The organism is Salinicola sp. LHM (genome assembly GCF_034479735.1).
Taxonomy (GTDB): domain Bacteria; phylum Pseudomonadota; class Gammaproteobacteria; order Pseudomonadales; family Halomonadaceae; genus Salinicola; species Salinicola salarius.
This window is the reverse complement of sequence record NZ_CP140261.1, coordinates 2,401,255-2,421,212: the sequence shown is the minus strand read 5'-3', so window position 1 is coordinate 2,421,212 and position 19,958 is coordinate 2,401,255. Positions and strand designations below refer to the sequence as shown.

Annotated in this window: 17 protein-coding genes and 1 tRNA gene; 7 read left to right on the top strand and 11 right to left on the bottom strand. The window is 63.1% G+C overall.

The features are described 5' to 3' along the window. Window positions 1–21: 21 nt before the first annotated feature. The 6 genes from R5R73_RS11215 to R5R73_RS11190 all read right to left on the bottom strand — a co-directional run bounded on the left by R5R73_RS11215 (window position 22) and on the right by R5R73_RS11190 (window position 5,622). Complete coding sequence (locus R5R73_RS11215; protein ID WP_071233144.1) at window positions 22–669, bottom strand: 50S ribosomal protein L25/general stress protein Ctc; 648 nt, start codon at window positions 667–669, stop codon at window positions 22–24. 161 nt (window positions 670–830) lie between these two features. Further along, the gene (locus R5R73_RS11210; protein WP_071233143.1) at window positions 831–1,760 is read right to left on the bottom strand and encodes a ribose-phosphate pyrophosphokinase; all 930 of its coding nucleotides are present in this window, start codon (window positions 1,758–1,760) and stop codon (window positions 831–833) included. A gap of 276 nt (window positions 1,761–2,036) precedes the next feature. Beyond that, window positions 2,037–2,111, bottom strand: a tRNA-Gln gene (locus R5R73_RS11205). Window positions 2,112–2,260: 149 nt separating this feature from the next. Then, window positions 2,261–3,145, bottom strand: a complete 885-nt coding sequence (gene ispE, locus R5R73_RS11200) for a 4-(cytidine 5'-diphospho)-2-C-methyl-D-erythritol kinase (protein ID WP_110630725.1) — start codon at window positions 3,143–3,145, stop codon at window positions 2,261–2,263. Further along, complete coding sequence (lolB, locus tag R5R73_RS11195; protein ID WP_276231596.1) at window positions 3,142–3,861, bottom strand: lipoprotein insertase outer membrane protein LolB; 720 nt, start codon at window positions 3,859–3,861, stop codon at window positions 3,142–3,144. The genes ispE and lolB overlap by 4 nt, the downstream gene beginning before the upstream one ends. Before the next feature lie 48 nt (window positions 3,862–3,909). Next, window positions 3,910–5,622 (bottom strand): tetratricopeptide repeat protein, encoded by a 1,713-nt coding sequence (locus R5R73_RS11190; protein ID WP_322527537.1) that lies wholly within the window; start codon window positions 5,620–5,622, stop codon window positions 3,910–3,912. Window positions 5,623–5,949: 327 nt separating this feature from the next. On the opposite strand from R5R73_RS11190, the gene hemA reads away from it, so the two are divergent. The 5 genes from hemA (at window position 5,950) to R5R73_RS11165 (ending at window position 10,738) form a co-directional block, all read left to right on the top strand. Next, window positions 5,950–7,224, top strand: coding sequence for a glutamyl-tRNA reductase (gene hemA, locus R5R73_RS11185; RefSeq protein WP_071233141.1), 1,275 nt, complete (start codon window positions 5,950–5,952; stop codon window positions 7,222–7,224). A 16-nt stretch (window positions 7,225–7,240) separates the two neighbouring features. Next, a complete protein-coding gene (prfA, locus tag R5R73_RS11180) occupies window positions 7,241–8,326 on the top strand; it encodes a peptide chain release factor 1 (protein ID WP_110630730.1) in 1,086 nt (361 codons plus the stop codon). Continuing rightward, window positions 8,326–9,156 (top strand): peptide chain release factor N(5)-glutamine methyltransferase, encoded by an 831-nt coding sequence (gene prmC, locus R5R73_RS11175; RefSeq protein ID WP_322527536.1) that lies wholly within the window; start codon window positions 8,326–8,328, stop codon window positions 9,154–9,156. The genes prfA and prmC overlap by 1 nt, the downstream gene beginning before the upstream one ends. A gap of 260 nt (window positions 9,157–9,416) precedes the next feature. Next, window positions 9,417–9,914 (top strand): Lrp/AsnC ligand binding domain-containing protein, encoded by a 498-nt coding sequence (locus R5R73_RS11170; protein WP_110630735.1) that lies wholly within the window; start codon window positions 9,417–9,419, stop codon window positions 9,912–9,914. A gap of 77 nt (window positions 9,915–9,991) precedes the next feature. Continuing rightward, the gene (locus R5R73_RS11165; protein ID WP_322527535.1) at window positions 9,992–10,738 is read left to right on the top strand and encodes a HesA/MoeB/ThiF family protein; all 747 of its coding nucleotides are present in this window, start codon (window positions 9,992–9,994) and stop codon (window positions 10,736–10,738) included. Between the two features lie 327 nt (window positions 10,739–11,065). Here R5R73_RS11165 and istB read toward each other — a convergent pair whose 3' ends face one another. The 5 genes from istB to R5R73_RS11140 form a co-directional block, all read right to left on the bottom strand. After that, a complete protein-coding gene (gene istB / locus R5R73_RS11160; protein WP_322527534.1) occupies window positions 11,066–11,839 on the bottom strand; it encodes an IS21-like element helper ATPase IstB in 774 nt (257 codons plus the stop codon). After that, on the bottom strand, window positions 11,832–13,355 hold the full coding sequence (gene istA / locus R5R73_RS11155) for an IS21 family transposase (protein WP_416221188.1): 1,524 nt from the start codon (window positions 13,353–13,355) through the stop codon (window positions 11,832–11,834). The genes istB and istA overlap by 8 nt, the downstream gene beginning before the upstream one ends. A gap of 89 nt (window positions 13,356–13,444) precedes the next feature. After that, window positions 13,445–14,026, bottom strand: a complete 582-nt coding sequence (locus R5R73_RS11150; protein ID WP_322527533.1) for a lipopolysaccharide kinase InaA family protein — start codon at window positions 14,024–14,026, stop codon at window positions 13,445–13,447. 1,189 nt (window positions 14,027–15,215) lie between these two features. Further along, window positions 15,216–15,764, bottom strand: coding sequence for a glycine zipper 2TM domain-containing protein (locus tag R5R73_RS11145; RefSeq protein WP_322527532.1), 549 nt, complete (start codon window positions 15,762–15,764; stop codon window positions 15,216–15,218). 435 nt (window positions 15,765–16,199) lie between these two features. Then, window positions 16,200–17,459 carry a 6-phosphofructokinase gene (locus R5R73_RS11140; RefSeq protein WP_322527531.1) on the bottom strand — a complete coding sequence of 420 codons (1,260 nt, stop codon included), beginning with the start codon at window positions 17,457–17,459 and terminating at the stop codon, window positions 16,200–16,202. Between the two features lie 503 nt (window positions 17,460–17,962). On the opposite strand from R5R73_RS11140, the gene mpl reads away from it, so the two are divergent. Both mpl and R5R73_RS11130 read left to right on the top strand, forming a co-directional pair. After that, a complete protein-coding gene (gene mpl, locus R5R73_RS11135) occupies window positions 17,963–19,333 on the top strand; it encodes a UDP-N-acetylmuramate:L-alanyl-gamma-D-glutamyl-meso-diaminopimelate ligase (protein WP_322527530.1) in 1,371 nt (456 codons plus the stop codon). Further along, the gene (locus R5R73_RS11130) at window positions 19,323–19,946 is read left to right on the top strand and encodes a flavin prenyltransferase UbiX (RefSeq protein ID WP_276231648.1); all 624 of its coding nucleotides are present in this window, start codon (window positions 19,323–19,325) and stop codon (window positions 19,944–19,946) included. Before mpl ends, R5R73_RS11130 begins: the two co-directional genes overlap by 11 nt. Window positions 19,947–19,958: the final 12 nt, after the last annotated feature.

Here is a 19,958-nt window from a genome sequence, read left to right as displayed (position 1 = left end):
TGTCCGGTCTCTGACGCAGGATTACGCGTCGCCTTTCGGTTCGCCTTCTTCGTCGACGCCTTCACCAGCGACTTCGTCGTCACTGGCGACGGTCGGGTGCGTGACGCTGACGACGCCGGCGTCGTGCTCTTCACCATGGGTCAGCTCGACCAGAGTCACACCTTCCGGCAGTTTGATGTCGGACAGGTGGATGGTTTCGCCGAGGCCCAGGTTGGCCACGTCGACTTCGATGTATTCCGGCAGCTTGGACGGCAGACAGCTGATCTGAACGTCGTTGTTCAGAACGTGCAGCACGCCACCTTCGTCCTTGACGCCTTTGCACGTTTCTTCGTTGAGGAAGTGCAGCGGAACGTTCAGGGTCAGCTCGTGGGTCGCATCGACGCGCATGAAGTCGGCGTGAGTGACCAGCGCCTTGTACGGGTGGCGCTGCAGATCACGGATGACGACCTGCTCGCTCTTGCCGTCGACATTGATGTCGATGATCGAGGAGAAGAACGCTTCTTCTTCGATCGCCTTGTAGAAGGCCGGCTTGTCGATGGTGATCGGCTGCGGCTCGGCAGAGCCACCGTAGATGATGGCCGCGACCTGTTCGTTCTTGCGGCGCAGGCGGCGGCTCGCACCTTTCCCCAGCTCCTTGCGAACATTGGCGGTCAGGGTGTAATGGGACATTGATTGTCACCTCTAATGGTCAAGTAATGGAAATCGGCATCGCCCGCGACCAGACGATGCCGTTTCCAGTAGGGCCACTGCCCTCATGGCAGTGGCCCACGTATCCGCGCGGGGTTCCCTGTCGGTTCGGAACGACCGTGATCGGGCCATTCCGATGGCGATCAGTGGAACATCGCGCTGACGGATTCTTCGTTACTGACACGACGAATGGCCTCGGCGATCAGGCCGGCGACCGTCAACTGACGGATCTTGCCGCTACGACGTGCAGGTTCGGAGAGCGGTATGGTATCGGCAACGACGAGTTCGTCAAGCACTGAACCGCTAATATTGTCCACGGCGGGCCCGGACAGGATCGGATGCGTGGCATAAGCGACCACTCGGCGAGCGCCACGATCCTTCAATGCCTCGGCGGCCTTGCAGAGGGTGCCGGCGGTATCGACCATGTCGTCGACCACCACGCAGGTGCGATCCTGGATGTCGCCGATGATGTGCATCACCTGGGCCTGGTTGGCCTGCGGGCGACGCTTGTCGATGATCGCCAGGTCGACGTTGAGCTGCTTGGCGATGGCGCGGGCACGGACCACGCCGCCGACATCGGGAGAGACCACGACCAGATCGTCGTAGTTCTGACGCTCGATGTCGTCGAGCAGGATCGGAGAGCCGTAGACGTTGTCCACCGGCACGTCGAAGAAACCCTGGATCTGGTCGGCGTGCAGATCCATGGTCATGACGCGATCGACACCGGCCTTGACCATCATGTCGGCGACGACCTTGGCCGAGATCGGCACGCGGGCCGAACGCACGCGGCGATCCTGGCGCGCATAGCCGAAGTAGGGCACGACGGCCGTGATGCGGGTGGCCGAGGCGCGACGCAGCGCATCGACCATCAGGATCAGCTCCATGAGGTTGTCGTTGGTCGGCGCGCAGGTCGACTGCAGGATGAAGACGTCTTTACCGCGTACGTTTTCGTTGATTTCGACGGCGATTTCGCCATCGCTGAACTGTCCGACCGTCGCGTGACCCAGTCGGTTATCCAGACTCTCGGCTACCTTCGAAGCAAGTCCGACGTTGGCGTTACCGGTAAAAACCATCAATTTAGACACGCGCGGCCACCTTTGAGAGCAGTTGAAGGTCGGTAGAGGACATTCGTTTCGGTTTCAGGACGGATGACGAGGCTGCATAGGGAAGGCGAGGCGATGGGCGGGATTTTGAAATGCCACGCTTGCCCGTCGACGATGCGCTCTGGCATCGAAGTCGTACGTCGAGACGGCAGGAGAAGCAACCGCAACGCCGGTGGGGGAAATCGTGTGGGCTGAGTGGCCATCGCGACCCGGTTTCCGTATGCAGGCTTGTCGAAAGTCAGGAAGTGGCTGGGGTACCAGGATTCGAACCTGGGAATGCTGGTACCAGAAACCAGTGCCTTACCACTTGGCGATACCCCAGCAATCATTGGTCGCGCCTATTATGCGCAAAAGCGCAAACCATTGGCTAGGTGTGGACGAAAAACCAGTCATGAAGCCGCGAGCCGTCTGAAAAATCTGGCAAAAACCGCTGGGTCGAAAGCGGTCTTTTCAGCGGATGGCATGGCGGATCACGCTCGAGTCCTGTCCAGACCCTTGGCAGTTTCCAGAGCCTGGTGCAGCGGAGAAACGTCGCTGCCACGGGCCTTGAATGCCTGCCATTCGTCCGGGACCTGTCGCAGTACCCGTTCGGCCTGCGTTTCGCCGTCCAGCGGACAGAAGACGCAGGCGCCTGTCCCTGTCAGTGCCGCCTTGCCATACTGGCCGAGCCAATTCAGCGCGCGGTCTACCTCGGGGTGAAGCGCTCGCACGATGCTCTCGCAATCGTTGCGCCACACTGCGTCAGGGGCGGCCCCGTCGAGTGCGCGACGCATACTAATGACCGTGCTATTACGTGTCAAACCAGGGTGGCCGAAAATTGCCGCCGTGGAGATTTCCACGCCCGGATGGATGACGACGAACCAGGAAGGCGCCAGCTCGACGGGGACGAGACGTTCGCCGACCCCTTCCGCCCAGGCGCTATGGCCGCGTACGAACACCGGGACATCGGCGCCCAGTTCCAGCCCCAGCGTTGCCAGTCGCTCGAGACCGAGATCGAGCCCCCAAAGATGGTCGAGCGCCAGCAGCGTGGTGGCGGCGTTGGAGCTGCCACCGCCCAGCCCGCCGCCCATCGGCAGGCGCTTCTCCAGCTCGATCGCCGCGCCCCGGCGACAGCCGGTTTCGCGCTGAAGAAGCCGCGCTGCCCGAACGACGAGATTGTCCGCTTCGGCAACATTGGCCAGCGCGGGGGAGAGCGTGATGTCGTCGCTGTCGGCCCGTGGGTGGAATCGCAGCGTGTCGCCGCGATCGAGAATCTGGAACAGCGTCTGCAGCGTGTGATAGCCATCCGGCCGACGACCGGTAATGCGCAACAGGCGATTGAGCTTGGCCGGCGCGGGCAGCGTCAATGGTGTCATCGGGTCGCGTCCGGTGTCTCTTCAGCGGGTCGTTCAGACCCGTCGGAGGGACGTTCGGGGCCGGTCTGCGGCTGCCACTGGTTGACGACCAGCGTGGCGCGGATGTCGTCGTAGGTCATGATCAGGCGGCTCGGCAGCCATAGCGAATCGGCGTAGGTCCAGTCGCGGTAGCGGATATTCCAGCCGTCCTGGCTCAGGGTCTTGGGAAAGCCGAGTTCGTCGTCGCTCTGCTGGTGGGAGCGGCCGGGCGCCGGAAGGCCGCGCACCCAGTAGTCGAGTGCCGAGATAGGTAGCGACCAGCCCAGTTGCTGCTGCATCAGGGCTTCCGGCGACGATGCCTCGAAGCGGCCGTCGCTGGTGGTCAGCGTCACCGCGCCTTGGCGGCCTTCGAGCACGCTGCGTCCGGCGCCGAACGGGCCGCTGATCAGCATGCGGTATTGGCCGGGCGACTGGGACCAGTCCAGATTGGCGCTGCGGCTCTCTTCCGGGGTTCGCAGGCCGACCTTGCCGGCTACCGTCCAGGTGTCAAGCGCGGCCAGATCGTCCTGTTGCCGCTGCCAGTCGTCGGGCTGGCGCGGCACGTCCGGTGCGGGTGCCTGTCCGGCGCAACCGGCAAGCCAGGCCACCAGAACGAGGGTGCCGAGCGCCTGCCACCACGGCTTGAACGGAATCGAAACGGTCTGTCGCCGTTCACTGGCCGAAAGGGAGTGTGGCATCGAATGTTTCCTGTCGAATGCGAATGAATTGAGGTGTCCGGCTGCGGGTCAGGGCGCCAGCTGCGGATAACGCAGCAGCAGGTCGTCGATATCCGGGTGGATTTCGCTGCCGGCGAGTGCCGATTCCACCAGTACCCGCGCCTCGGGCGTCTGATCGAGAACGACCAGCGCTTCGGCCAGATGCGCGGCGACTTCCTGATCCGGCTGGCCGGCGTAGGCACGACGCAGGTACCCGAGCGCCTTTTGCGTCTCCCCGCGCTTGAAATGAACCCAGCCCAGGCTATCGAGAATGGCGGGGCTCTGCGGCTCGAGGGCGTGGGCTCGCTCGATGAGTTCCAGCGCTTCGTCGTAATGGTCCGTCGTCGTCGCCAGGGTGTAGCCCAGCGCGTTGAGAGCGGCGGCATTGTCGGGTTCTCTGGCGATGATGTCGCGCATCTGCGCCATCATCGCTTCGACATTGCCACGTTCGAATTCGCGCATGGCCCGGGTATAGAGCAGGTCGGTGTCGTCCGGTGCCTGCTCGAGGGACTCGGCGAGCAGCGTATCCGCGGCAGCGCTCTGGCCGGCGTTGTCCAGCGCCTGCACGCCGATCTGGGTCAGCGCCGCGCGCTGGGCGGGATGACGCAGAATCTCGACGCGCAGGAATGTCCGGACATCCTCGGTGCGGTCGCCGGCCGTCAGCATCTGGGTGGCGAGCGCGCGGGAGTCGAGGAAGCCGGGGCCGGTCGGCACCTGCCGGTAATAGAGCAGCGCGTTGTCGATTTCTCCCTGCGACTCGGCAATGCTGCCCAGCACCAGGTAGGTCGCCGGCGGCGTATCTTCGCGATCGAGCAGTGGCAGCAGCAGCCTTCGGGCGGGCTCAAGCGCGCCAGCGTCGAGATAGAGCTGGGCGAGACCGATACGCAGCGTCGGCGTATCGTCGTGGCGCGCCAGCAACTGGTCGATTCGGGGCTCGGCAGCGGCGATGTCGCCATTGGCGATTTCCGCCTGTGCCAGCGCCAGCAAAAACCGGCTGTCATCGGGGGCCAGCTCTCGCCCGCGCTGCGCCGAGAAGACGGCCTGATCGTAGTCGCCGGCCTCGAGCGCGATCTGCGACCGGGTGAGCCAGAGTATCGGCAGGTCGGCGTGGCGGCGAGCCAGGTTCGTCAGCCGCTGTCGGGCTTCATCGAACTGACCGTTGGCCGCTTCGAGCCGTGCCGTTGCCATCTGGGCATCGGCATGGTCGGGCTGGGCGGCGGTGAAGTCGCGCAACTGGGCGATCAGCGGTGGCAGGTCTGCCTGGGATTCCACCATCAGGTCGGCGAGCTCGAGAAGCTGTGCCTCTTCTCCTGAACGGGCGAGCTCCAGCCTGTGACGTAGTGCCGCAGGCCAGTCGCCCCGATCCACGGCGATGCCGGAAAGCAGCTTCTGCGGCGCCGAGTCCTGCGGCGCCAGCTGTTGCCAGCGAGCCGCTGCGGAGGTCAGCAGGCTCTTGTCATCGGTATATCGCGCGGCCAGCGTGGCGCGCTCGGCGAGTTCGGCGGAACGGTAGCGTTCGGCGGCCTCCAGATAGCCGTCGGCGGCGCGGTGAAAGTCACCTCGCTGCCCGGCCATCTCGGACAACAGCACCTGGGACAGGCCCTGGGCGTCGAACCCGCGGGTGATCGGCGGCGCCGATGTCAAAGGATCATCGGCGGGCGCCGATGCCGTGTCGGCCGACATGTTTTGGCAGCCAGCCAGCAGAACCGCGCAACTGGCGGCGTAGAACAGACTTTTGGGCATGCCGTCCTCGAGATCGATCAATGGCTCCAGCATAACGGCTGGCCGCCGGGGGTCAATCGCCGAGGCATGTCGGTCGGCGTGTTTCATTGCCTGCTAAGCGTCTTTCGGCTGTGCTAAAATGGCGCCGCCCGGCCGGGCGGACCACAATGAGGTGGATATTGCCGACCGGGTTCGTCTCGCCGTCTCCGCTTCCGGTCGACCGCGAGAATGGGTGAAGCGGCCGGCAACCTGACATGCCCGCGCTTCATTCCGGTATGCCGCGCTTTGCTTCGAGGACATCCGCGAGCGCAGACGCCGGATCCACGCAAGACAAATGACCGTGATTTCATGACGCTGCTAGCTCTGGGTATCAACCATAGAACGGCTGCGGTCGACATGCGCGAGCGTGTCGCCTTCTCGCCGGCACAACTCGAGTCCGCGCTGACGCAGCTGCGGGCCTTGCCCGACGTGCGAGAGGCGGCGGTGCTCTCCACCTGTAACCGGACCGAGCTCTACTGCATTACCGTCGCCAATGGCGAGCGCCAGTTGCTCGAATGGCTGGGGGCGTTTCACGGCATGCCCGCGCAGGAGCTGTTGAACTGTGCCTACCACTACCATGAGGGGGAGGCCGCCAGGCATCTGATGCGTGTGGCGGCGGGTCTGGATTCCATGGTGCTGGGGGAACCGCAGATTCTCGGTCAGCTCAAGGATGCCTACCAGATCGCGCGCCAGCACGCAGGGCTGGGTAGCGAGCTGGAGCGTCTCTTCCAGCAGACCTTCTCGGTCGCCAAGCAGGTCCGCAGCGAAACCGCGATCGGGGAAAATCCGGTCTCGGTTGCTTATGCCGCCGTCAGTCTCGCCAGCCGTATCTTCGACGATTTCAGTCGTGCCCGGGCATTGCTGATCGGGGCCGGCGAGACGGTCGAGCTGGTCGCACGTCACTTGCGCGAGGCTGGCATCATGGGGCTGACGGTCGCCAACCGCACGCTGGCGCGGGCCCAGGCGCTGGCCGAAACCTGCGATGCGCGAGCGATCGAGCTCAATGCCATTCCGCAGGCGCTGGAGCAGGCGGACATCGTCATCGCCTCCACGGCCAGCGAGTTGCCGATCCTCGGCAAGGGCATGGTCGAACGTGCGCTCAAGGTACGCCGCCACCGGCCCATCTTCATGGTCGATATCGCGGTGCCACGGGACATCGAGCCTGAAGTGGGCGATCTCGACGATGTCTTCCTCTATAGCGTCGACGATCTGCAGCAGGTGATCGCCGAGAATCGGCGTCATCGCGAGGTCGCGGCACGCCAGGCCGAAGCGCTGATCGAAAGCGGGGTCGATCGCTGGCTGCATGAACGCCGAGTGCGCGGGGCGGGGGATCTGATTCGCCGCTATCGCCAGCATGGCGAGGCGCTGCGGCGCGATTCCGAAGCCGAGGCACTGGCGCAACTGGCGCGGGGCGAAGATCCGGAGACGGTGATCAAGCGTCTGTCGCACCAGTTGGCCAATAAATTGATGCACGGCCCCACGCTGCGCTTGCGCGAAGCGTCGGGTCAATCACGTCACGATATCATTCAGGCGGCCGACAACTTGCTCATCGAAGGGCCCGCCACGACACAGGACTCGGTATGAAAATACAGGACTGGGCATGAAAGCGTCTTTGCGCGAACGACTCGACGCCTTTCAGGACCGCTTCGAGGAGCTGTCAGCGCTGCTCTCCGAGCCCGAAGTGATCGCCGATCAACCGCGTTTCCGCGATTACTCCCGCGAATACGCCGAGCTCGAACCGCTGGTCGAGTCCTGGCTCGTCTACCGCCGCACCGAGGGCGATATCGAGGCCGCCGACCAGATGCGACAGGACAGCGACCCCGAAATGCGCGAGCTGGCCGAGGAGGAGTGGCGTTCTTCCAGAGCCCGGCTCGAGGAGCTCGAGGAGGAGGTCAAGCGCTTGCTGGTGCCCAAGGATCCGGACGACGACAGCAACGTCTTCCTGGAGGTCCGTGCCGGTACCGGTGGTGACGAGGCGGCACTGTTCGCCGGCGACCTGTTTCGCATGTATTCCCGCTACGCTGAGCGGCGCGGCTGGAAGGTCGAGGTGGTCAGCGCCAACCATGGCGAACAAGGCGGGTACAAGGAGATCATCGCTCGGGTCAAGGGCGATAACGTCTACGCGTCGTTGAAGTTCGAATCCGGCGCGCACCGGGTGCAGCGCGTCCCGGCAACGGAATCGCAGGGGCGGATCCATACCTCGGCCTGCACGGTCGCGGTGATGCCCGAAGCGGATGAAGTCGGTGACATCGATATCAACACCAACGATCTTCGCGTCGACACGTTCCGCTCCAGCGGTGCCGGCGGCCAGCATGTCAACACCACGGACTCGGCGATCCGTATCACGCACCTGCCGACCGGGCTGGTGGTCGAATGTCAGGAAGAGCGCAGCCAGCACAAGAACCGTGCCAAGGCGATGTCGCTGCTGGCGGCGCGGCTGAAGCAGGCGGCGGTGGACTCCCAGCGTCAGCAACAGGCCGATACGCGCCGTTCCCTGGTAGGGTCGGGTGATCGCAGCGAGCGAATCCGCACCTACAATTTCCCGCAGGGCCGCCTCACCGACCACCGCATCAATCTGACGATCTACAAGCTGGGCGAGGTCGTCGCTGGCGATCTCGACGAGGTCATCGGGCCTCTGGTCAATGAGTACCAGGCCGATCAGCTGGCGGCATTGCAGGGGGAGTGATGACGATCGATGACGCCCTGCGCGAGGCGGCAGGGCGCCTCGTCATGTCGCCGACGGCGCGGCTCGATGCGGAAGTGCTGCTGGCCCATGTCTGCGAGACGAACCGGACCTGGCTCTATACCTGGGGCGATCGGGAGTTGACGGCAGCCCAGCACGAGGCCTTCCAGCAACTGGTCGCCCGGCGCGTCGAGGGGCTGCCGGTAGCGTACCTGGTCGGCTCGCGGGAATTCTGGGGGCTTTGCCTCGAGACCTCGCCGGCGACCTTGATTCCGCGGCCGGATACCGAACGCCTGGTCGAAGTCGCGCTCGAGTTTGCCACGCCACCCTCTGGCGAGCTGCTCGATCTGGGCACCGGTACCGGCGCCATCGCGCTGGCCTTTGCCAGCGAACGCCCGGGCTGGCGGGTTACTGGCGTCGATCTTGCCCCTGACGCCGTGACCCTGGCACAAGCCAATGCCCGGCGGCTGGCGATCGCCAACGCTTGCTTCCTCGAAAGCGACTGGTTCTCGGCGCTGGCCGGGCATCGCTTCGACCTCATCGTCTCCAATCCGCCTTATATTGCCGACGACGATCCGCACCTGCTGCGTGACGATGTGCGTTTCGAGCCGCGTTCGGCACTGGTGGCCGAGGCTTCCGGGATGTCGGATCTCGAATGGCTGGCTGCGCGCGCGCCGGATCATCTGCAGCCGGGCGGTTGGTTATGGATGGAACACGGTCATGCGCAAGCGGGTCTGGTGCGGGAGGTGCTGTTGCGTCGAGGATTCCGCGATGTCGACTCGCGGCGCGATCTCGCAGGCCACGAGCGCGTTACCGGCGGGCGGTGGGAATGAGCGATCGGCGGGCGGTAGGGATGAGTGGTCTGGGGCATGGAACCACCCTCCAGCGGCCGGAGCGTTGAACGCGGGTTGCCGGGCGCGCTGGTGATTCGCGCCGACACTGTGATAGTAATATCGCCCCGCGATACAGGGGTAGGCCGGGGCGTGACATCCATCCGATACCAGCCATCGCTCATCGGGGGCGAATCATCGTCACCCTGGCGTTACCTCACGCGTGGACCACTTCTATTCATCGGCTTGGAACAATTACAGCAATGAAAGCCAAATCTCGATCACTCGATCGAATCGATCTCAATATCCTGCGTTGCCTGCAGGAAAATGCACGAATTTCCTACGTCGATCTGGCATCGCAGGTCGGTCTGTCGACGACGCCCTGCCTCGAACGCGTCAAGCGCCTCGAGCGGGCGGGCATCATTCGTGGCTACAAGGCCATACTCGACCCGCAGGCACTGCGCGCCAATCTGCTGGTGTTCGTCGAAATCAGTTTGAATACCCAATCGCCGGCCGTCTTCGACGAGTTCCGCAAGGCAGTGGCGAAGCTGCCGCAGATTCAGGAGTGTCATCTGGTCTCTGGGCAGTTCGATTACATCCTCAAATGCCGGATTCCCGAGATGTCGGCCTATCGGCAACTGCTGGGCGATGTCGTGTTGACGCTCCCCGGGGTCAAGGAGTCCAAGAGCTATGTCGTGATGGAAGAGGTGAAGGAGGCGTTGGCGTTGCCGATCCCCGATCTCGACCTGGACGGCGAGTAACGCGCTGGAGGCGATCCGCTGCCACCGGCAGCCGCTGCGCTTCGGGCCAGATCATGGAGAAAGGTCATGCAAAGATCATGAACGACGAAGCACTGTTGCGCTATAGCCGTCATATCATGCTGGACGAGATCGATATCGCGGGGCAGGAGCGGTTGCTGAGTTCCCGCGTGCTGATTATCGGCGCTGGCGGCCTCGGCTCTCCCGCTGCGCTGTATCTGGCGGGCGCGGGCATCGGGCGTCTGAGCATCGCCGATGACGATGTCGTGGAACTGTCGAATCTGCAGCGCCAGATCGCTCATACCGAGGCGTCTCTGGGGCGATCCAAGGCCTGCTCGGCGGCCGACGCGGCAAGAAAAATGAACGCGACCTGTGATGTGCGTGCCTTGAGCGCTCGGCTCGTCGACGAGGAGTTGATTGCTGAAACCGGAGCCGCCGATGTGGTGCTCGATTGCACCGACCGCTTTTCCAGCCGCTTCGGGATCAATCGCGCCTGTGTCGAAACCCGAACCCCGCTGGTGAGCGGTGCGGCCATACGCTTCTCGGGGCAACTGGCGGTCTTTGATACGCGCGAGCCATCGTCGCCGTGCTATGCCTGCCTCTATGGGGAGCAGGGTGACGACGAGGCGCTGACCTGTGCGGAAAGTGGCGTGGTGTCCCCGCTGGTCGGGATCATCGGCAGCTTTCAGGCCCTGGAAGCCGTGAAGCTGATCAGCGGCGCCGGACAGCCCCTTCGCGGGCTGTCGACGTTCGATGCCTTGAGCGGCGAGTGGCGTCGCTTCGCGTTGCCGAGAGATCCGGCCTGTGCGGTATGCGCAGGACGGTGAGCGATACCGCTTCAGGATGATAAACCCGAGTGCTCATGTCGGGTGTCGGATAGGCAGGTTGGGACAGTCAGGCCTCGGATAGTTTCAAGGCCCGCATCCACCGACCCACCTTGCGGCTCTCCATCGGTTGTTCCAGATAGACGCTCAGTAGCCTGCGCCACTCTTCAGCCCGCCATTGCGTCAGTCGGCGAGCGAAAATTTGCAGGTCACGGCGCTTCTCTTTCCCGGCCATCAGCAGCGGCCGGGATTTCTCCAGGTCTATGCGACGTCAACTACTTTGGCCGCTTGGCGACAATTAAAATGGCCGGTTGGGTGGGGTAGTTGTCGTCAGTCCGACGACCCAGCTTTTCCTCCTTGTAATTGTCGTTGATAAGCACGCTTACGGTAGCTCTCCCCGCTCAGCTCCATCAGCGTGGCGTGGTGCACCAACCGGTCGATGGCGGCCACGGCCATCATGCTGTCGGGGAAGATACTGTCCCAGGCGCTGAACGGCTGGTTGGCGGTGATGATCAGGCTGGCCGACTCGTAGCGATGGGCGATCAGCTCGAACAGCACTGACGTCTCGGCCTCGCTGCGTTGGACGTAGCCGATATCGTCGATCACCAGCACGGCGTACTTGTCGAGCTTGATCAGGGCGTCGCTCAGGCGCAGTGCCTGCTTGGCAGCCTGGAGCTCCTGGACCAGGCTTGAGGCGGTGGCGTAGCGCACCCGGTAACCCTGGTCGACCAGCGTATGCCCGAGCCCGGCCGCCACGTGGCTCTTGCCGACGCCGGAGGGCCCAAACAGCAGCAGGTTGTGAGCCTGGTCGACCCACTGCGTGTCGCCGGCCAAGGCGCTCAGTTGCTGGCGCTGCTCGGCCGCGATGGCGTCGAACTCGAAGGACTCCAGCGTCTTGCCCACCGGCAGCCGGGCCTCCTTGAGGTGCCGGGCCAGCCGGCGTCGCTCACGCTCGGCCAGCTCGTGCTCGCATAGGGCGGCCAGTGTTTGTGGCAGGCTCCAGTTTTCGGCTCGGGCGCGGGTTTCCAGCTGGGGCCAGCAGGCGGCCATGGTGGGCAGGCGGAGCTGTCGCAGTAGCAGCGGCAGCGTCTGGGCATCAGGCATGGCAGCACACCTCTGTGGTCGGCACGCTGGGCACCAGATGGTTGTAGCTGGCGATGTCATGCTGAGTCACCTGGGGGAAAACCAGCGTGGCGCTCGGCGTGGCGGCGAAGCGGGCCTGGAGCTCGGCCAGCGTCGGGCTCTTCCCGCGCGCCAGGGCGCCCAGCCAGTAACTGGCGATCGCCTCGGCCTGGTCCTGCTCGGCGGCCAACGCCAGAGCGCCAACGATGCGCTTGCAGGCCTCGGCGACCGGCAAGGCGGCGGTCAGCCGGGCGTACAGCTCGCGCCACTCCGCACTCGGCAACAGGTCGTCGCGGAACGTCAGCCCCGCCAGCGCCCGGGGCTTGCGGACCAGCCAGCCGATCACATGGCGGTAATCGATGACCCGCAACCGGCCGCTTTCCGGCGTGGCATGCAGCCGCCTCAGCGTCAGCAATGCTTGCTGTGCGTGATGCAGCACCAAGCGATCATCGTAAAGGTGCACCCGCAGGTTCTCGCCGATCAGCCGGGACGGCACCGAGTAGAGCACCTTGCGCACCTGGATGGTGCTGGAGGTAGTGACGCGCACCGTCACCTCGCTGTAGTCGGTACCGGGCCGGCTGGGCAGTGGCTGCAGCGCGCCACGCTCGACGGTGATCCGGGCCGCGTTGCGGCGGTTGATCGCGGTGGTCACCTCATCGAGGAAGGCCTGGTAGTCATCGAGGCTAGCGAAGTCCTGGGAGCCGCGCAGCGTCAGGCGCTGTTGCAGGCGCCGCTTGAAGTGGCCATGTGGCGACTCGATGCTGGCGTTTTCATGGCCGCGCCCTGGGTTATTACGGGTGGCCGTCATGCCGTAGTGAGCGCACAGGGCAGCATAACGCTCGGTGAGGTCGGCTTCCGCCTCCCGGCCGAGGTTGCGGAAGGCCGCCGACAAGCTGTCGGTGCGGTGCTCCGCGGGGACACCGCCAAGCCGCTCCAGCGCACGGGTCAGGCCTTCAGCCAGCGCCGGGTAGCTCTCGCCACCGAGCACCACCCGGACATAACACCAGCCGCTGTAGGCCAGGCGGAAGTGGTAGAGCCGGTGATCAAGCAGCTCCCCTGCCACGGTAATGACAATCCCCTTGAGCTCGGTGAAGTCGGAGAGGCCGCGCAGCCCGGGGCCATGGGTTTGCGGGAACATTACCTCTTTCTCCGGGCCGTGCGCGGCTCGCCAGCCCTTGACCCGGCGCTGCAGGGTTCGCAGCAGGCTGTCCGGGTACTGGCCGGGGTGCTGCTCCTGCAACCACTCCAGCAGGGTCAGTGCCTGCAAGCCCGGGGCGGCGGCCAGCTGGGGGACGAGCGTGGTCTCCCACACATCGGCGAAGGGGTCGGGCCGGGTTCGCCAGTGCCGTGATGCCGGCGGCTCGGAGGACTCGGCCCGGCGTTCGAGGCGGCGAGCGGTTCTGACGGAGAGGCCGGCCTTGGCGGCGGCGACCTCCTGGGTCTGGCCTTGTTGACGTTGCGACATATAGAGCGTGACCTGTTGGCTGGTGACCGCCATACCGGCTCCCTGGTGGGTCGGGACAAGCGGTCAAGCTTAGGGCAACCGGTCACAGTAGTTGTCGTCGGCCGGCCAGAGTAATTGTCGCTCTATACCAGGTCGATGAACCTGGCATCGAAGCCATGAGGAGCCGCGTCGTCGGCACGTAGAAAGACGTGCTTGGCATAAAGGCTGCCATGGCGCCAGCGGCGGTTATGCAGTGTACGAAGCAGCTCGCCGCAACTGTCGATAATGCGCCCTCGGGTCGGTTCGGGCGTGTCGGACCACCCTGAGTGGATATCGATCATGTCGGCATACCCTTCGAGCTCGGGCGTGATCAGGATAGCCTGCCAGTGTCTGACGTTCTTTCGCTCTTCGAAATAGGCGGTTTCCAGAGCGGGAATATTCAGCCGGTGAAACGTCGCGACGTTGCGTGCCTCACGCGCGAAGGTGGGTTCGCCGAGGGGGCGCTGGAGGCTGCGACCCAGATGGTTGGTTTGGCGTTTGACGAAAAAGGTTCGTGGCGGCAAGTCCTGTGCCTCGAGAGTGACTCGGCTGACTTCCGAATGGCCACCTCTTTCCAGGTTGGGGGCATCGACGGGATCGAGATCGAGTGACCAGAGCGCGTCGAAATCATCGATTTGGTTCTGCTGAAAGTAGGGTTGATACCGGGGAGCAAGAAAACGTTGCACAGTGGGTCCTATCGACTGCTTTTCTTCATGGGTCGTCGCTGGAGGCCAGCCTGCAAACCTGCCAGAGCATAGTGGCCAGCTCGCCGCTTCACGTCACCGGCTTCGAGCGATTGGGTGTCTTGTTGGTTCTGCGCCGGATTCGCAGCGGTGGGAGAAATTATAACCGCGGGGAGTTTGATCGAAAGAGATCTGAATGAATTAATGCGCTGCTGGATATTATATTCAACAACACTAAAGTAGATGAAAATTCCTCTTCCTCTCGATCTCGATATCCTGATAGTCTAGTAGCTATTGTAGGTCGCTGAAGCCCTTTGCTACTAGATATTGATTTTCTATGTGTCAAAGTGTCAGTTCGGCGAGGAAGAAATCGTTTGGAAACGCGCCCGATATGCGCGTTTTGGCCTGATTTTGGCCTAAAGAGTTCATGGTCGCGATCCCGCGATCTTTTGGCCTGGCATATTTCAGCGTAAAGTGATGAAGTGTGCCGGGCGTCTTTTTTATTGGCAACGCGAAGGCTGCCTTCTGGCAGGCCGATACAGTAGCTTCTCCCCGAATCTTTTCTCAATCTTTCCGTTTCTCTCGTCGTGTATCGCGCGCGACATCAATCGGCTCTGTCATCCGAGAAGAGTACATGCATCAGCTTTTGACGCAGGTTAATTGAAATGAGCCGAGAAAGGCGCAAACTGAATTCCAATTAACTTTATCATTAAGTTTAATTAGAGCGTCGCCGAATCAATTGGATCTCTCGTTCGATATTTGGGAGTGCTCTTTGGAATGACAATGAAATTGACTGCGCGAGATTGGCAGGCTGTCCACCATCAAGCGAAGAATGCTCCCAGGACCGGGACTTTGGCTCACCGAGCTCAGGCCGTCGGGATGCCCTTGGGAACCTTGAAAACGCGGGTCAAGAAGCTGATGGATAGAGGCATCGAGCGGGAGCGTGCCATTGAAATTGCGCTGAGCAAGCCGGTCGGGCCTCAGGGACGTCCCAGGAAGCTGACCCATCGCTAGTGCAGGGATATAGGGATAAAGGGACGAAGGCAGTCATCAGCAGAGCCATGCACTCTCTTCAGCGGGCTGTTGCCGACGCCGTGGGAGAGGGGAAGCCATCGAGTGACTTTGAATGCGAGCCCCGAGCGACGCCCGGGGCGACCCGTCTTGTAGAGGAAAGCAGAAAAAGGCGTGAAGCTCAGGAAGATTGAGGATTTCCCTCCCACTGCGGCTTGCCGTCGCGCATCAGGACACGCTCGCCCTCGGGCTTGTCGTCCAGCTTGGCTTCATGAACTTCGCCGTCATAGCGGTACCGGACATCGTAACCGACGGTCTCCTGTTTGCTGTCGTTGACGGTGCTGCAGCGCTGTTCGGTCGTCTGGTAGGTGTCGCCCTGCTGCATCTGCTGCTGGACCTGATTACCCGCCAGTCCGCCGCCGACGGCACCTGCTGCCGTCATGATCTTCTTGCCGCTACCGCCGCCGAACTGATTGCCTACGACCCCGCCGACAATGGCGCCAATGGCTGTGCCGGCGATGCGATTTTCGTCTTTCACCGGGCGCTGGTGCGTGACCGTGACGTTCTCGCAGACCTCACGGGGTGTGCTGGAAGTCTGCACGATCGGGTCCACACTGACGATGTCGGCATATCTCGGGCCGCTTTCGGAGGATTGATAGGCCCCGACAGCGACGCCACCAGCGATGCCCAGTGCCGCTATGATGCTGCCAATGATGATCGGCTTCTTCATGACCTTGCTCCTTCTTCGTACTCACCGTGGATATCGCGACGAGGCGTGAGTATCCGGCGGTGGACTGCCACTTCTCTTTTGGTGTCCCTGTCGATTGCCGGTCGGCATCCGCCTTGAGAATCGACGCGTCCGGACGAGTTCTCCAGATGGGCTCAGTATAGTCTCGAAGCGCTCGCCAAACGCCTGTGTCAGGCGTTGTTGAACACTGTTTTCATTTTGGTAACGAGGTGTTGTCGATTGGCGACAGGCCTCGATACGGCAGACAGTCGTCTGGCGAAAAACCGAGGAAAGGCAGCCGTATATTCGGGGGAACGGCCGAGAAGGGTTGGTACGAGGGGAAGGGTTGGTACGAGGGGAAGGGTTGGTACGAGGGGGAAGGAGCGGTACGTTCGTCGGCACCGTGATCATGGTGCCGACGATATCGGTCGTGGCGTATTACAGCTCGAACGTCGCCAGCTTGCGCTCGACCTTGGCCTTCTTCAATTTGGCCACCTTGGGCAGGCCGTTCTCGAACGGGGGGAAGTCCTCGCCCAGAATCAGCGGGGCGAGATAGCGTCGCCCGGCTTCGCTGATATAGAGACCTTCTTCGCTGATGTAGTCGCGCGGCATGAACTTCTCGTGGTTGGCGATCTCCGACAGCGGCGCCGCCTCGATCTTCCATTCGTATGGCGTGTCCGAAACGCGCTTGATTGCCGGCATCATCGAATTCTGCCCCGCCAGGGCGAGTTCGACGGCGGCTTCGCCCACGGCATAGGCCTGATCGACATCGGTCTTGGAGGCGATGTGGCGTGCGGCGCGCTGCAGGTAGTCGGCCACTGCCCAGTGGTATTTATGGCCGAGATCTTCCTTGACCATGGAGGCCAGCATCGGCGCGACTCCGCCCAGCTGCTTATGGCCGAAGGCATCGGTGCTGCCGGCATCGGCAAGGAAGGTGCCGTCGGCATATTGCGCGCCTTCGGAGACCACGATCACGCAGAAACCGTGACGTTTGACGGCCTCGTCGATACGCGCCATGACCGTGGCCCGATCGAAGGCGATCTCGGGAAAGATGATCACATGCGGTGCCTGTTCGGACGACTCGCCAGCCAGCGCGCCAGCGGCAGCGATCCAGCCTGCATGACGACCCATGACTTCGAGAATGAACACCTTGGTCGAGGTGGAACACATCGATTCGATGTCGAGCGCCGCTTCTCGTGTCGAGGTGGCGACGTACTTGGCGACACTGCCGAAACCGGGTGAGTTATCGGTGATGGGTAGATCGTTGTCGACGGTCTTGGGCACATGGATGGCCGTCAGGGGGTAACCCATCGTCTCCGAGAGTTGAGAGACCTTGAGGCAGGTATCGGCGCTGTCGCCGCCGCCATTGTAGAAGAAGTAGCGGATGTCGTGAGCCTTGAACACTTCGATCAGGCGTTCGTATTCGGCGCGGTGCGTCTCGATCGACTTGAGCTTGTATCGGCAGGAGCCAAAAGCGCCTCCCGGTGTATGGCGGAGCGCCGAGACGGATTCGTCGCTCTCCTGATTGGTATCGATCAAGTCTTCCATGAGCGCGCCGATGATGCCGTTGTGCCCGGCATAAAGGTGACCGATGCGGTCCGGGTGGCGGCGGCAGGCCTCGATCACGCCGCAGGCGCTGGCGTTGATGACGGCGGTGACGCCACCGGACTGGGCGTAAAAGGCATTATGCTTGGCCATGTCGGCTCTCATCTCCTGGTATTCGGTTATGCTGGCTCACGTCGTTGGCCCGGCGTGCGCGGATCTTCTACCGGTGCTGACTTCCTTGACGCTGCGCGGTAGAGACAGCCTGTCTTCGGCCACCAAGTGATGAAGCCCGGCGGTCAACGGCGTGATGCCTCTTGTCGAGGATGTTGCGATGTCGCGAGTCACGGATGCCGGCCCAGCATAGCCGAAAGGCGAATGCCTGTTAACAGAGAAGCCCGTAGCTGCCTCGGTCATTTTTCTGCGACTGCGGAATGAGTTAGCCGCTAACGCCTGTCATTGTTGCCACGATGAGCGGGGTATCTGGCAGCGGTGTTTCGATACGTTTCCGGAAGACATCAAGGATCATGGAGCGTCTCCAAGCGGCTCTCGAGGCCATTTTTCGCTCAATGGCAGGGGCCGGGTTCCACGGCGAGCGGGCCGGTGGCCCGGCTCGCGAGGCCATGCTAGGCTCGCCGGCTCATGCAAGGGAGAGTGGTATGCACGTTCATGTAGTGGGGGTCTGTGGCACGTTCATGGGCAGTCTCGCGCGTCTGGCAAAGATGCTGGGATATCGCGTGACCGGCTCGGATGCCAACGTCTATCCCCCGATGAGCCTTCAGCTCGAGGAGATCGGCATCGAGTTGATGGAGGGTTATCGCCCCGAGAATCTCGAGCCGGCTCCCGATCTGGTCATCGTCGGCAATGCGCTCTCCCGGGGGAATCCGGAAATCGAAGCCTTGCTGAACGCCAAGCTCCCCTATACTTCCGGGCCGCAGTGGCTGGCGGAACACGTATTGCCGGGGCGGCAGGTTTTGGCAGTGGCGGGGACGCACGGCAAGACCACCACGGCGAGCATGCTGGCCTGGATACTGGAAACCGCGGGTTTCGAACCCGGGTTTCTGATCGGCGGTGTATTGCGCAATTTCGGATGCTCGTCTCGTCTTGGCAAGGCCGGTGCGCCGTTCGTGGTGGAAGCGGACGAATACGACACCGCGTTCTTCGACAAACGTTCGAAGTTCGTCCACTACCGCCCGGATGTCGCGATTCTCAATAACCTGGAATTCGATCACGCGGATATCTTCGCTGATCTAGCGGCTATCGAGCGCCAGTTTCACCATTTCGTTCGAACCGTGCCGGGTAACGGCGGCCTGTTGGTCGCCGACGACGAGCCGGCACTGGAGCGGGTTCTGGCGCAGGGCTGCTGGTCGCCGGTACAGCGCTTCGGTCAACGTGACGGCAGCGATTGGCGTTTTGCGCTCGACCCGGAGGATAGCCGTGTCTTTACGGTGACGGCCGGTGGCGAGCAGCAGGTGGTTCATTGGGCGATGAGTGGCCGCCACAATGCCGCCAATGGCGTGGCCGCGCTGGCGGCCGCTCATCGGCTCGGGGCTTCGCTGGCCGACGGTTGCCGAGCGCTATCCACTTTCGCGGCGCCCAAGCGACGCCAGGAGGTCCGCGGGGAGGTGGCCGGGATTCAGGTGCTCGACGACTTCGCGCATCATCCCACCGCGATTGCGCTGACCCTCGAAGGGCTGCACCAGGACCGCCACGGTGGCCGGTTGCTGGCAATCATCGAGCCGCGCTCCAACACCATGCGCCAGGGCACGATGAAATCGCGCCTGGCCGACAGTACGTCGATAGCCGACCGGGTCTGGTGGTATCAGCCACCGGGGCTGGACTGGTCGCTGGACGAGGTTGTCGCCGGACACGCGGCCAGCCGGGTATCCAGCGACCTCGACGCGCTCGTCGGCGAGGTCGTGGAGGCGGCAGCCTCGGGCGATCGAATCGTGGTCATGTCCAATGGCGGATTCGGCGGGATTCACGGCAAGCTGCTTCAGGCACTGGAGGCTCGTCATGATGCGCGATGAAGCCGCGACGTACGCAGCGCCAGTCGCCGTGGCGTTGACCGGCGCTTCCGGCGTGCAATACGGGCTGCGTCTGATCGAGTGTCTGGTGGGGGCCGGGCACGAGGTTTACGTAATGATTTCGAAAGCGGCGCATCGCGTCGTCGCGGTCGAGACCGATATCGATCTGCCGGCGCAGCCGGATCGGCTGGCCCAGTCGTTGACCGAGCGATTCGGCGCTGGCGAGGGGCAGGTTCGCTGTTTCGGGCGGGAAGACTGGATGGCGCCGGTCGCTTCTGGCTCCGGCAACTGGCGGGCGCTGGTGATCTGCCCATGCTCGACCGGCACGCTCTCGGCGGTAGCCTGCGGGGCGAGCAACAACCTCATCGAACGGGCCGCCGATGTCGCGCTCAAAGAACGTCGGCAGCTGATTCTCGTGCCTCGGGAGACGCCGCTCTCGGCGGTGCATCTCGACAACATGCTCAAGCTGACCCATATGGGCGCCGTCATGCTGCCGGCGGCGCCGGGGTTCTATCACCGTCCGGACAGCGTCGAAGCGATGATCGATTTCATTGTGGCGCGGATACTCAACCAGCTAGGTATTGCTCAGACGTTGATGCCGCGCTGGGGCGACTGAGTATCGTTCTTC

Excerpts from the sequence above, each read along its gene's own strand:
- R5R73_RS11215 (WP_071233144.1), bottom strand. The coding sequence starts at position 669 with ATGTCCCATTACACCCTGACCGCCAATGTTCGCAAGGAGCTGGGGAAA.
- R5R73_RS11210 (WP_071233143.1), bottom strand. The coding sequence starts at position 1,760 with ATGGTTTTTACCGGTAACGCCAACGTCGGACTTGCTTCGAAGGTAGCC.
- lolB (WP_276231596.1), bottom strand. The coding sequence starts at position 3,861 with ATGCCACACTCCCTTTCGGCCAGTGAACGGCGACAGACCGTTTCGATT.
- istA (WP_416221188.1), bottom strand. The coding sequence starts at position 13,355 with ATGGCGGTCACCAGCCAACAGGTCACGCTCTATATGTCGCAACGTCAA.
- istB (WP_322527534.1), bottom strand. The coding sequence starts at position 11,839 with ATGCCTGATGCCCAGACGCTGCCGCTGCTACTGCGACAGCTCCGCCTG.
- R5R73_RS11130 (WP_276231648.1), top strand. The coding sequence starts at position 19,323 with ATGCGCGATGAAGCCGCGACGTACGCAGCGCCAGTCGCCGTGGCGTTG.
- R5R73_RS11170 (WP_110630735.1), top strand. The coding sequence starts at position 9,417 with ATGAAAGCCAAATCTCGATCACTCGATCGAATCGATCTCAATATCCTG.
- R5R73_RS11190 (WP_322527537.1), bottom strand. The coding sequence starts at position 5,622 with ATGCCCAAAAGTCTGTTCTACGCCGCCAGTTGCGCGGTTCTGCTGGCT.
- mpl (WP_322527530.1), top strand. The coding sequence starts at position 17,963 with ATGCACGTTCATGTAGTGGGGGTCTGTGGCACGTTCATGGGCAGTCTC.
- prfA (WP_110630730.1), top strand. The coding sequence starts at position 7,241 with ATGAAAGCGTCTTTGCGCGAACGACTCGACGCCTTTCAGGACCGCTTC.
- ispE (WP_110630725.1), bottom strand. The coding sequence starts at position 3,145 with ATGACACCATTGACGCTGCCCGCGCCGGCCAAGCTCAATCGCCTGTTG.
- R5R73_RS11145 (WP_322527532.1), bottom strand. The coding sequence starts at position 15,764 with ATGAAGAAGCCGATCATCATTGGCAGCATCATAGCGGCACTGGGCATC.
- R5R73_RS11165 (WP_322527535.1), top strand. The coding sequence starts at position 9,992 with ATGAACGACGAAGCACTGTTGCGCTATAGCCGTCATATCATGCTGGAC.
- hemA (WP_071233141.1), top strand. The coding sequence starts at position 5,950 with ATGACGCTGCTAGCTCTGGGTATCAACCATAGAACGGCTGCGGTCGAC.
- prmC (WP_322527536.1), top strand. The coding sequence starts at position 8,326 with ATGACGATCGATGACGCCCTGCGCGAGGCGGCAGGGCGCCTCGTCATG.
- R5R73_RS11140 (WP_322527531.1), bottom strand. The coding sequence starts at position 17,459 with ATGGCCAAGCATAATGCCTTTTACGCCCAGTCCGGTGGCGTCACCGCC.